Consider the following 11,530-nt stretch of genomic DNA (forward strand, 5'->3'; position numbering starts at 1 on the left):
ATGCAGCTCAGCATCGATCTCAGCGGCCGCGAAGTCCTCGTCACCGGCGCGGACACCGCCGCCCGCCAGGCCGTCCGGCGCTACCAGGCGGCCGGGGCCGTGGTGTCCCGGCTCAGCCGCCCGGACGGCGGAGCGCACGACGGCGCGCTGCCGGAGCGTCCCTTCCTGGTCGCCGCGGTCGACGACGGCCAGCCGGGCTGGGCGGCCCTGCTGGAGCGCTGCCACGAGACCGGCATCCCGGTCGCGGCAGAGCCCGCCGCCGGCCCCGCCGGCCATGTCACCCTGGTGGGCGGCGGACCCGGGACCACTGAATTGCTGACCGTGGCGGCCGTCCAGGCGCTGCGGGACGCCGACGTCGTGTTCTATGACCGGCTCGCCCCCTACCAGGAACTGCCCGCACTGACGACGGCGGAGCTCGTGGATGTGGGCAAGCGGCCCGGCCACCACCCCGTCAGCCAGTCCGGTATTGAGGAGCTCATGGTCGACGCAGCCCTGGCCGGGAAGAACGTGGTCCGGCTCAAGGGCGGGGACCCGTACGTCTTCGGCCGGGGCGGCGAGGAAGTGGCCGCCTGCGTGAAGGCGGGCGTGCCCGTGCGGGTGGTCTCCGGGGTCACCAGCGCCATCTCCGTCCCCGCCGCGGCCGGGATCCCGGTCACGCACCGCGAGGTCAGCCACATGTTCACCGTGGTTTCCGGCCACGCCCCGCTGACCGAGAAGGAACACACGCACTTGGCCGGGCTGGGCGGCACCATCGTGGTGCTGATGGGCATTGGCACCCTGCACCAGCTGGCCGCGGGACTGCGGCGCGCCGGGATGCGCGCGGACATGCCGATGGCCGTCGTCGAACGCGGCTACCGCCCGGGCCAGYGGACCACCATCGCCGAACTGGGCAGCATTACGACGGCGGCCGCGGACTGCAGCAACCCCGCCGTGCTGGTGATCGGCGAGGTGGTGAGGGTGGCCGAGGCCAACCGCGGCTGTGCCGAAGCCGAAGCCGAACTGGACCGCCTCGCCGCGTCCCTGATGGGAGCGTGAGCGCCGTGAGCGCGCTGGAGGCCATTGCCGCCGCCGGCCCGGGAGCGCAGGCCGCCGGAGCACCCTCGCCCGGGGCAACCGCCACAGAGGAAGCGCCGGAGAAGGCTGAGCTGCCGCTGGAGGGCTTCAGGATCGGGGTCACCTCGCACCGCCGTTCCCAGGACCTGATCGAGGCCCTGGAACGGCGCGGCGCGGAGGTGCTGCACGCCCCGGCGCTGAAGATCGCCCCGGTCCAGGAAGACCTGCGGCTGATCGAGGATACCCGCGCCATCATCGAGGCCCGGCCGGAGCTCTGCATCGCCACCACCGCCTACGGCATGCGCCGCTGGTGCGAGGCGGCGGACACCTTCGGCATCGGCGAACAGCTGCTGGAAACCCTCGGCGCCACCCGGATGTTCGTCCGCGGCCCCAAGGCCCGCGGCGCCGTCCGCGCGGCCGGCCTGGCCGACGTCGGGATCAGCAGCGACGAGACCACCTCCACCCTGGTGGACATGTTGCTGGCCGAGGGGGTGCGGGGCAAGACCGTCGCCGTGCAGCTGCACGGCTACACCGATGTCCGGCAGCTGGAGCGGCTGCGGATGTCCGGCGCCAACGTCATGACCGTCACTCCGTACCGCTGGGTCAAGCCCGACGGCGCGGACCGGCTGCCGAAACTGATCGAGGCGGCGTGCGGCGGCAACCTGGACGTGCTGACCTTCACAAGCGCCCCCGCCGTCGATGCGCTGTGGAGCACGGCGCACGAGATGGGCCTCTACAAACAGCTTGTGGAGAGCCTGAAGACCACGGTGGCCACCGCCGTCGTCGGACCCATCACCGCCCAGCCGCTGCTCGACGCCGGGGTGCAGCCGCTGATCCCGGAACGGTTTCGGATGGGCGCCCTGATCCGGCTGGTCGTGGAACACCTGGCCCTGAACCATGTACGGCGGCTGGATACCGCCTCGGGCGCGGTGGAGCTGCGCGGCAGGTCGCTGCGGATCGACGGCGAGGCCGTGGAGCTGGCCCCGGCGCCGCTCTTGTTGCTGCGGGCGCTGCTGGGTGCCGGTGGGGCCGTGCTGTCCCGCGACGCGCTCTCCGAACTGCTGGAGCTGCGCGGATCGGTCCACGCCCTGGACATGACCGTCAGCAGGCTCCGCTCCGCGCTGCCGGACGGCAGCCTGGTGGAGACGGTGGTCAAGCGCGGCTACCGGATCCGGGTGTGACCCACGGCATTACCAGCTGGTAACAACTGGCGAACGAAGCGCGAAAATACTGCAACACCGCGGAAACCTCCACGAAAAGCCGGCCCCCTACGCTGGGGAACATCAAGAACACGGGCCACATCCGGCCCACCAGCGAAAGGGCCAGCACATGTCCGTTACGGAAGCGTCCGCCATCTCCACCGTGTCCGCCACCGCCCAGACCCGGCCGCGGATCGTCGTCGCCGGGGCCGGCCCGGCCGCCCAGGCGCTGGTCCGCCAGCTCACGCGCACCCCTTTCGCCGGCGGCATCACCGTGCTCAGCAACCGCGACGATGCCCCGGAGGAGCTGCTGGAACTCGCCGCCCTGCCCCAGGTCTCGGTCCGCTTCGGGCAGCCTGCCAGCTTCATCGACGCGACGGAGCGGCGGGTCACCACCGCGGACGGCCTCGAGTTCAGCTACGACCAGCTGGTAATCGCCACCGGTTCGACGCCGGCCCTCGCGCCGATCGAGGGTGCGGGCCGCTGCCTCAGCTACTCCACGATTGATGACGCCACCCGCCTGGGCGACGCCGTCAAGGACGTCACCCGGGTCCTGGGCCGCAGGCCGCTGGGCATCCTGGTGGGCACCGGCACCGCCGCGGGCCAGGCCGAGGCGGTGCTCCGGGCGCGCGGCGTCCGGCCCGTCCGCACCACGCTGCGCCCGTCCGCCGTCGTCCCCACCCTCGCCGGCTCCGCGCTGCCCGCCGCCGGGATCGTGTTCGACGACGGCTCCAGCATGAGCGGGGACCTCGTAGTCCTCGCCGAAGAGCGCGTTTCCCGCGACAGCCTCGCCCGCACCGCCGGCCTGGCCACCGCGCCGCAGGGCGGCATCGTGGTGGGCACGGACTACCGCACCTCCGTGCCGGGGATCTGGGCCATCGGCGACGCGGCGGCGTACGACGGCGTACGGCTGGGCCTGCTGGTCGCCGCCGGTTCCGCCGCCGGCGTCTGCGCCGCGGCGCTGCTTCAGGCGTCCCTCTCAGAGCCCCTCGCGCAGGCGGCGTAGGCCCGACGCCGGCCGGGTGGCGTTATGGCAAGATGGTGCACTGAGAAGCCACGACACACGCCGTGTCAGCACGCCGGACCGGGCATGAACCAGGTCCGCCAGGAAAGGGACCATCATGAGCAACGAAGCCAACACGGCCACCGACGCCGCCGGCACCGACAACCAGGGCGCTGCGGGCAACATTGCCTCGTACATCGACCACACCCTGCTCAAGCCGGAGGCCAGTGAGGCCGAGGTCCTGAAGGTCTGCGCCGAGGCGGCCGAGTACCACTTCAAGTCCGTCTGCGTGAACCCCATCTGGGTCAAGACCGTCAAGACCGCGCTCAGGGGTTCCGGCGTGCTGAGCTGCTCCGTGATCGGCTTCCCGCTGGGCGCCACCCCCAGCGACGTCAAGGCCTTCGAAGCCCGCGGCGCGGTGCTCGACGGCGCCGACGAGATCGACATGGTGATCAACATCGCCGCGGCACGGGCAAACGACAAAGGCGCCCTGGTGGATGACATCCGCGCCGTCGCCGAGGCCGTCCACTCCGGCGGCGCCATCCTGAAGGTCATCATCGAGACCGCACTGCTCGACGACGCCCAGAAGGTCCTCGCCTGCGAGGCCGCCGTCGAGGCCGGCGCGGACTTCGTGAAGACCTCCACCGGATTCAACGGCGGCGGAGCCACGGCCGAGGACGTCGCCCTGATGCGCCGCACCGTGGGTCCGGGGCTCGGTGTCAAGGCCTCGGGCGGCGTGCGTTCGCTCGCCGACGCGCAGGCTATGATTGCTGCAGGTGCAACACGTATTGGCGCCAGCTCCGGCATCGCGATCGTCAAGGGCGAACAGGGTTCGTCCGCGTACTGACCGTGCACCGGTCACAGCCGCTGCCGCCACAGTTTTTGAGCCCCGCGGGGCCGAGGAGGAACGAATGTCCAGCAACACCACCAAGACCCAGCGCGGCGAAAACAGCCTGGCATCCAGCGTCGTGCTGTTTGTCCTGATGATGGCCCTGTTCTTCGGCGCCCTGTATTCGCTGTCCTTCCTCAGCCTGGGCAACCCCTGGCCGATGGCCGCCTGCCTCATCCTGTTCGCCCTGGCGTTCTGGATCCCGCAGACCATCACGGGCCGCTCCGACTCCGCAGGCGAGAGCTAACCACGTTTCGAACTGAAGCCCCGGTTTTCCGGGGCTTCAGTTGTTTAAGCGGCGGGTCCGGACAAGCGCGGCGGATGCGGGCTAAGGCACCCGGGATCCGGGCCGCGCACGTCCGGAACCGCAGCGGAAAAGCGCGGCGGCCCTAGCCGCCGACGACGGCCAGCAGGCGGCTGACCAGCGCGGTCCCCAGCGCGAGGGCGGCCGGGAAGTGCCCCTTGGCCAGGGCAAGCACGGCGGAGAACATCCCGACCATGGCGTACGCGCTGACCGGGATCAGCACGAACCATTCGCGCCGCGAGCCGGCCCGGCCCAGCAGCGGGATGGAAAATGCCCCGTTGGCCTTCCAGACGTCCTTGACCAGCGGCAGCCTGCGCAGGAACTTCGGCGGCTTGACCACCAGCGGCCAGAGCAGCGGCACTCCCCCGGTGGTGATCATGTCGCCCACGATGTGCACCAGGACGCCGGTGAGCATCGACACCGGCAGCCAGGACCACTGGTGCGGCGCGAACCAGGTCACCAGGCCCGCCATGGTCAGGGCGAAGATCCAGTTGCTGATCCAGCCGTACTTGGGAAACAGCTTCAGCGCCTTTGCGGCAATGTTGATCATGAACATGCACAGCAGCCCTGCGCCCACGGAGAGCAGCCCCCAGTCCGTCTGCAGCTGGGCCTGCCCGGCCATGGCCGCGAGCAGCACGAAGAACGCGGCGCCGAGGACCGAGTGGGTGCCCTGGCGGTGGCCGCCGGAGGCATTCTCGATCCCCACGGCGATCATGTTCGAGAGCGGCGGCAGGGCATGCGCCACCGTGCTGGAGCGGTGGTCCCAGTCGCAGACCAGCGCAGTCCCGGCCGTTGCCATCCCGCCGATCACGATGCCGGTTGCATCCAGCGGATACCAGCCCAGCGCGTAGGGCCCGGTCGAGGCAATAGCCACCCACGCCGCGGCCCCGGACGCGGCGTGGTGTCCTCCCATCACGGTTTAGCCCACCGAGAGCGGGACGTCGGAGAAGATCGCCTCGATCACGCCGTTGGCCCAGGCCAGGATCTCGGCATCCTGCAGGTCGCGGCCGCCGATCCGGGCCGTCTTGGGCTTGGGGATCAGCACCGCGTCCAAAGCCGGTTTCGCCTGCGAGCCGGGGTACATCCGGGCCAGCCGCATCAGCTTGGACTCCGGCAGCTGGGCGGGCGAGAACTTGATGAAGTTGCCCTGTAGGGCGACGTCAGTGAGGCCGGCCTCGCGCGCCCCGACCCGGAAACGGGCCACCGCGACGAGGTTCTTCGCCGGCAGCGGCAGCTCCCCGTAGCGGTCCACGAGCTCGGCCTCGACCTCCTCGATCGCCTCGTTGCTCAGTGCCGAGGCCAGCTTCCGGTAGGCCTCGAGGCGCAACCGCTCACCGGGTACGTAGTCGTGCGGCAGGTGCGCGTTGACCGGCAGCTCGATCTTCATCTCCGCGGCCTTCTCCTCGGCCTCGCCCCGGTAGTCCGCCACGGCCTCGCCGACCAGCCGGATGTAGAGGTCGAAGCCGACGCCCTGGATGTGGCCGGACTGTTCGCCGCCGAGCAGGTTGCCGGCGCCGCGGATCTCGAGGTCCTTCATGGCCAGCTGCATGCCGGCGCCGAGTTCGTTGTGCGTCGCTACGGCCTTGAGCCGTTCCAGCGCCACCTCGCCCAGCGGCTTTTCGGAGGGATAGAGGAAGTAGGCGTAGGCCCGTTCCCGGCCGCGGCCCACGCGCCCGCGCAGCTGGTGCAGCTGGGAGAGCCCGTACTTGTCCGCGCCGTCGACAATCAGGGTGTTGGCGTTGGAGATGTCCAGCCCGGTCTCGATGATGGTGGTGCAGACCAGGACGTCGAAGCGCTTCTCCCAGAAGTCCACGATGATCTGTTCCAGCCGGCTTTCGGACATCTTGCCGTGCGCCACCTCGACGCGGGCTTCCGGGACCAGTTCGCGGATCTTCGCGGCGGTGCGTTCGATCGTGGAAACCCGGTTATGCACGAAGAAGACCTGTCCTTCGCGCATCAGCTCGCGGCGGATCGCGGCCGACGTCTGCTTATCCGTGTACGGGCCGACGTAGGTGAGCACGGGGTGCCGCTCCTCCGGCGGGGTCGCCAGCGTAGACGTTTCGCGGATGCCGGTCAGCGACATCTCCAGGGTGCGCGGGATGGGGGTGGCGCTCATGGCCAGGACGTCCACGTTGGTGCGCATCTTCTTCAGCGCTTCCTTGTGTTCGACGCCGAAGCGCTGCTCCTCGTCCACGATCACGAGGCCAAGGTCCTTGAACGCGAAGTCCTTGGACAGCAGCCGGTGCGTGCCAATCACGACGTCCACCGAGCCGTTCTTCACTCCCTCGGCCGTTTCCTTGGCCTCCTTGGCGCCCTGGAAGCGGGACAGCGGCTTGACCCGCAGCGGGAAGCCGGAGAAGCGCTCGGTGAAGGTCTCGTAGTGCTGCTGCGCCAGCAGCGTGGTGGGCACCAGCACGGCCACCTGCTTGCCGTCCTGGACCGCCTTGAACGCCGCCCGGACGGCAATCTCGGTCTTGCCGTAGCCGACGTCGCCGGAGACCAGGCGGTCCATCGGGATCTCCCGTTCCATGTCCGCCTTGACCTCGTTGATGGTGGTCAGCTGATCCGGGGTCTCCACGTAGGGGAAGGCTTCCTCGAGTTCGCGCTGCCACGGGGTGTCGGGGCCGAAGGCGTGGCCGCGGGAGGCCATCCGGGCCGAGTACAGCCGGATCAGTTCGCCGGCGATCTCCTTGACGGCCTTGCGCGCCTTGGACTTGGTGCTGGCCCAGTCCGAGCCGCCCATCTTGCTCAGCACCGGGGTGTCGCCGCCGACGTAGCGGGTGACCTGGTCCAGCTGGTCGGTGGGGACGAAGAGCCGGTCACCCGGGGCACCGCGCTTGGAAGGCGCGTATTCGAGCACCAGGTATTCGCGCACGCCGTCTCCCCCGCCCGCGACCTTGCGCTGGATCAGCTCCACGAACCGGCCGATGCCGTGCTGTTCGTGCACCACGAAGTCGCCGGCCAGCAGTTGCAGCGGGTCCACGGCGTTGCGCCGCTTGGACGGCATCCGGCGCATGTCCTTGGTGGACCCGGCGGAGGTGCGGCCCAGCAGGTCGGCCTCGGTCAGCAGGGCCACCTTGAGCCGGTCAAGGACGAAGCCGCGGCCGACGGCGGCGGTGGTCACCTCGATCAGGCCGGGCTGCGGGTCGGCGTCGAGGGTTTCCACCCGGGCGCACGGGATGTCGTTGTCGTGGAACAGTTCGGCGAGGCGCTGCGCCGGGCCGGGGCCCTCGGTGGCGACGACGATCCGCCACTGGTCCCGCACGTGCGAACCGATGAAGTCCATCATCTCGGCCACGTCGCCCTGGTAGCCGCGGGGTTCGCGGGCGTGCAGGTTCAGCACGTCGATCTCCGGCAGCAGTTCCTCGTCGCTGGCGAGCGAGGTGATGGACCACCAGGAGACTCCGTGCGCGAGGGCTGTGCTGCGGGTCTCGCCCAGCGAGCGGAAGCTCGCCGAGTGCAGGGCCTCCGAGGCCGCGGAGCTCAAATCCAGCGGGGCGGTCCCGCCGTCGGAGGCCGTGGACCAGGCTGCCTCGAGGAACTCCTCGTTGGTGGCGGCGAGGTCGTGGGCGCGGGTGCGGACCTTTTCGGGTTCAATCACCACCGAGATGGAGCCCTCCGGGAACTGGTCCAGGAAGGGCACCATGGAATCGACCAGCACCGGGGCCAAGGATTCCATTCCCTCGACGGCGATGCCGCCGGCGATCTTTTCCAGCATGTCCGCCGCGGCCGGCAGCTGGGACTTCAGCGTCGCGGCCCGGGACATCACCGAGGGCGTGATCAGGATTTCGCGGCAGGGCGGGGCGTGCAGTTCGGTGGGGTGGTGCACGCCCGGCGCGGTTAGCGAGCGCTGGTCGGCGACGGCGAACCAGCGCATCTGCTCGACCTCGTCGCCGAAGAATTCCACCCGGATCGGGTGGTCCTCGGTGGGCGGGAAAACGTCCAGCATGCCGCCGCGGACCGCGAATTCGCCGCGCCGGGTGACCATGTCCACCCGGGCGTAGGCGGCGTCGGCGAGGTTCTTCACGACGTCGCCGAACGGGACCTCCTGGCCGAGCTTGAGGGTCACCGGGACCAGCTCGCCGAGCCCGGCCACGATCGGCTGCACCACGGCCCGGACCGGGGCGACGACGACGCGCAGGGCGCCCCCGGCCTCGGGGTGCGCGAGGCGGCGGAGCACGGAGAGCCGGCGGCCGACGGTGTCCGAGCGCGGCGAGAGCCGCTCGTGCGGCAGGGTCTCCCAGCTGGGGAATTCCGCGACCGTGCCGGCCGGCAGGAACGCGCCCAGCGCGGCGGCAAGGTCTTCGGCCTCGCGGCCGGTGGCGGTGACGGCCAGCACCACCGGGGCGGCGGCGCCGTCGGCAGCCCCGCCGTCGGACGCGAGGCCGTCGGCCATCTCCGCGAGCAGCGCAGCGCGCAGCCCGGCGGGGGCGCTGATCTGGTAGTCCTCGCTGCGGGCCGTGAACGGCCGGGACGCTTCGGCCTGCACCCGGGCAAAGGACGTGTCCTCGGCGAGGACACGCCGCAGACCGGTGAGAGAAGGGCCGTTGAGGCTCATGGCGGGAACTCCTGGAGTGATCACGGGCATGCAGGCAACACGAATACCCGAAATTCGCAAGAATCCCGGGTACTTCCAGCCTACCGCGACCCGGAGGCGGGCCGGCACCCGGGACTAAGCTGGCAGGACGGGGATCCGGCCGTCCAGGCTGCAGTCCAGCGCGGCCGGCGCTCCGAATGGCTTATATCCGCAATGATGAAGGAGCCACCCATGAACGGCACCCCCAACGCCACGAACCCGAAGACCGTGCTCGTGACCGGCGCCACCGGTTACATCGGCGGCCGGCTGGTCCCCCGGCTGCTTGAGGCCGGCCACCGGGTGAAGGTCCTGGTCCGCACCCCGGCCAAAATCGCCGGCGTCCCCTGGCTGGAGCAGGTCGAGGTGGTCCAGAGCAGCCTCGACGACGGCGCGGCGCTGCAGGAGGCGCTGGACGGCGTCGACGTGCTCTACTACCTGGTCCACTCGATGGCCGGCGGCGCCGGGTTCGAGGCCAAGGAAAAGGCGATGGCCGAGACGGCGGCGCAGGCGGCGGCGGGGGCCGGCGTGGACCGGATCGTCTACCTCGGCGGGCTGCACCCCTCCGGCGCCGAGCTCTCCACCCACATGCGCTCCCGCGAGGCCGTGGGCAAGGTCTTCCTCGACGGCCCGGTGGACGCGGTCGTGTTCCAGGCCGGCGTGGTGATCGGCTCCGGCTCGGCCTCCTTCGAAATGATCCGGCACCTGTCCGAGACCCTGCCGGTGATGCCCGCCCCCAGCTGGGTACGGAACAAGATCGAGGCCATCGCGGTGCGGGACGTGCTGTACTACCTTGTCGGTGCGGCGTCGCTGGAGGGCAAGATCAACCGCACCTTCGACATCGGCTCACGGCAGGTGCTCAGCTACGCCGGGATGATGCAGGAGTACGCGGCGGAGGCCGGACTCCCGCACCGGGTGGTGCTTGCCCTTCCCATCCCCGCGCCCAAGCTCGCGGGCATGTGGGTCGCGCTGACCACGCCGATCCCGCTGTCCATGTCGCTGCCCCTGGTGGAGTCGCTGCAGCACGACGCCGTCTCCAGGGAGCATGACATCGACTCCTACATCCCGCTGCCCGAGGGCGGCCTCACCCCCTACCGGCGGGCCGTCGCCCTGGCGCTGGGCAAGGAACGGGACGGCCAGGTGGAGACCACCTGGGCCAGCGCCGGAGCCGACGCCGATCCGCTGCCGAGCGATCCGGAGTGGGCCGGCCACCGCGTCTACCTCGACGAGCGCAGCTACTCCAGTGCGGTGGACCCGAAACACGTCTGGACCATCATCGAAGGCATCGGCGGCCGCAACGGCTGGTACTCGCTGCCGCTGGCCTGGAGCGTACGCGGATGGCTGGACAAGCTCACCGGCGGCGCGGGCCTGGCGCGCGGCCGGCGGCACCCGCACCTGCTGGCCGAAGGCGAGGTGGTGGACTGGTGGCGGGTCGAGCGGATCGACCGCGGCCGGCTGCTCCGGCTGCGGGCCGAGATGCGGGCACCCGGCCGGGCCTGGCTGGAACTTTCGGTCGAACCCGAGGGCACCGGCAGCCGCTACCGGCAACGGGCCATCTTCTTCCCGAAGGGCCTCAGCGGCAAGCTCTACTGGCTCGCGGTCCTGCCGTTCCACAGCCTCATTTTCCCCGCGATGTCGCGGAATATCGCGGCAGCGGCGCAGCGCCTCGCAGAGACGGAGCCAGCCGCCGAATCGGAACCGGCGGGGCCCACCGCGTAGGATGTTGGGAGCCCGAAACGTCCAGCCCCACCCCATGGAGGACCCCCAATGGCCCTGAGTGCATCCACCACCCTTCCGCACAGCGTTGAGAGCGTCACGGCAGTTTTCGTCAACGAGGACTTCCTGCGCCACACCAGCGAACTCGTCGGCGGAACCCTTGAATCGTTTACCGTCGACGGCGACCCCGCCGGCGCCTTCAACACCACGACGGTCCGCACCATCCCCACGACCCGGATGCCGGACCTGGCCCGTAAGTTCGTCGGTGAGAGCCTGAAGGTGACGCAGCTGGAGAGCTGGGGCGCCCCGGAGGCCGACGGTTCGCGGCAGAGCAACATCTCGCTGAAGGTCGCCGGCGCCCCGCTGGACGTCAACGCCGTGCAGCGCCTCGTGGCCGACGGCGGCAGCACCCGGATCGAGCTGGAGGGAACGGTCACCTCGTCCGTGCCGCTGCTGGGCGGGAAGATCGCCGACGCGGCCGAGCCGATGGTCGGCAAGGCCCTCAACATCCAGTCCACGCGGGCCCAGGCCTGGCTCGAAAGCCACTAGGCGATGGAGCTGCCCGGTGCCCTGGCCGCCGTCCTGATTGTGGCCGGCGTCTGGTCCCTGGCCGTCTGGCCCCAGTTCCTGCGCCGGGTCATGAAGGACCCGCGGGCGCGCGACGCCGGCGGCAAGGCCACCCGCTTCCTCACCGTCCACGTCGTGCTGGTCAGCATTTCGATGCTGCTCGGCGCGGCGACGGCGGCGATCGGGATCACGGGCCTGCTGAACTGACCGGCTCTCCCCCGGCCAA

At 70.6% G+C, this 11,530-nt stretch carries 10 protein-coding genes; 8 read left to right on the forward strand and 2 right to left on the reverse strand.

The annotated features are described in order from the left end of the window. The 5 genes from cobA to AC1DGE_RS16275 all read left to right on the forward strand — a co-directional run bounded on the left by cobA (window position 1) and on the right by AC1DGE_RS16275 (window position 4,391). Window positions 1-1,035 carry a uroporphyrinogen-III C-methyltransferase gene (cobA, locus tag AC1DGE_RS16255; protein ID WP_476917811.1) on the forward strand — a complete coding sequence of 345 codons (1,035 nt, stop codon included), beginning with the start codon at window positions 1-3 and terminating at the stop codon, window positions 1,033-1,035. Window positions 1,036-1,145: 110 nt separating this feature from the next. Next, a complete protein-coding gene (locus AC1DGE_RS16260) occupies window positions 1,146-2,234 on the forward strand; it encodes a uroporphyrinogen-III synthase (RefSeq protein WP_441418562.1) in 1,089 nt (362 codons plus the stop codon). A 148-nt stretch (window positions 2,235-2,382) separates the two neighbouring features. Beyond that, entirely contained in the window at window positions 2,383-3,258 is an 876-nt protein-coding gene (locus tag AC1DGE_RS16265; protein WP_441418433.1) for an FAD-dependent oxidoreductase, read from the forward strand. Between the two features lie 115 nt (window positions 3,259-3,373). Continuing rightward, complete coding sequence (deoC, locus tag AC1DGE_RS16270) at window positions 3,374-4,102, forward strand: deoxyribose-phosphate aldolase (RefSeq protein WP_441418434.1); 729 nt, start codon at window positions 3,374-3,376, stop codon at window positions 4,100-4,102. 64 nt (window positions 4,103-4,166) lie between these two features. Then, window positions 4,167-4,391, forward strand: a complete 225-nt coding sequence (locus AC1DGE_RS16275) for a hypothetical protein (RefSeq protein ID WP_175322755.1) — start codon at window positions 4,167-4,169, stop codon at window positions 4,389-4,391. Window positions 4,392-4,533: 142 nt separating this feature from the next. On the opposite strand, the gene AC1DGE_RS16280 is transcribed toward AC1DGE_RS16275, so the two are convergent. Both AC1DGE_RS16280 and mfd read right to left on the reverse strand, forming a co-directional pair. Continuing rightward, entirely contained in the window at window positions 4,534-5,361 is an 828-nt protein-coding gene (locus tag AC1DGE_RS16280; RefSeq protein ID WP_441418563.1) for a metal-dependent hydrolase, read from the reverse strand. A 6-nt stretch (window positions 5,362-5,367) separates the two neighbouring features. Then, window positions 5,368-9,006, reverse strand: a complete 3,639-nt coding sequence (gene mfd / locus AC1DGE_RS16285) for a transcription-repair coupling factor (RefSeq protein ID WP_476917812.1) — start codon at window positions 9,004-9,006, stop codon at window positions 5,368-5,370. 210 nt (window positions 9,007-9,216) lie between these two features. Here mfd and AC1DGE_RS16290 point away from each other — a divergent pair, with 210 nt between their 5' ends. From AC1DGE_RS16290 to AC1DGE_RS16300, 3 genes are read left to right on the forward strand one after another with little or no spacing between them, the layout of a single operon-like run. Next, the gene (locus tag AC1DGE_RS16290; protein WP_476893222.1) at window positions 9,217-10,740 is read left to right on the forward strand and encodes an SDR family oxidoreductase; all 1,524 of its coding nucleotides are present in this window, start codon (window positions 9,217-9,219) and stop codon (window positions 10,738-10,740) included. 48 nt (window positions 10,741-10,788) lie between these two features. Beyond that, entirely contained in the window at window positions 10,789-11,286 is a 498-nt protein-coding gene (locus AC1DGE_RS16295) for a DUF2505 domain-containing protein (protein WP_476917813.1), read from the forward strand. A gap of 3 nt (window positions 11,287-11,289) precedes the next feature. Continuing rightward, a complete protein-coding gene (locus AC1DGE_RS16300; protein ID WP_441418438.1) occupies window positions 11,290-11,511 on the forward strand; it encodes an SCO4848 family membrane protein in 222 nt (73 codons plus the stop codon). Window positions 11,512-11,530 lie beyond the last annotated feature (19 nt).

This window comes from Arthrobacter sp. 05N425 (assembly GCF_056397125.1).

What these genes read in the sequence shown, in the direction of transcription:
- AC1DGE_RS16265 (WP_441418433.1), top strand. Translation starts at nt 2,383, where the DNA reads ATGTCCGTTACGGAAGCGTCCGCCATCTCCACCGTGTCCGCCACCGCC.
- deoC (WP_441418434.1), top strand. Translation starts at nt 3,374, where the DNA reads ATGAGCAACGAAGCCAACACGGCCACCGACGCCGCCGGCACCGACAAC.
- AC1DGE_RS16275 (WP_175322755.1), top strand. Translation starts at nt 4,167, where the DNA reads ATGTCCAGCAACACCACCAAGACCCAGCGCGGCGAAAACAGCCTGGCA.
- AC1DGE_RS16280 (WP_441418563.1), bottom strand. Translation starts at nt 5,361, where the DNA reads ATGGGAGGACACCACGCCGCGTCCGGGGCCGCGGCGTGGGTGGCTATT.
- mfd (WP_476917812.1), bottom strand. Translation starts at nt 9,006, where the DNA reads ATGAGCCTCAACGGCCCTTCTCTCACCGGTCTGCGGCGTGTCCTCGCC.
- AC1DGE_RS16290 (WP_476893222.1), top strand. Translation starts at nt 9,217, where the DNA reads ATGAACGGCACCCCCAACGCCACGAACCCGAAGACCGTGCTCGTGACC.
- AC1DGE_RS16295 (WP_476917813.1), top strand. Translation starts at nt 10,789, where the DNA reads ATGGCCCTGAGTGCATCCACCACCCTTCCGCACAGCGTTGAGAGCGTC.
- AC1DGE_RS16300 (WP_441418438.1), top strand. Translation starts at nt 11,290, where the DNA reads ATGGAGCTGCCCGGTGCCCTGGCCGCCGTCCTGATTGTGGCCGGCGTC.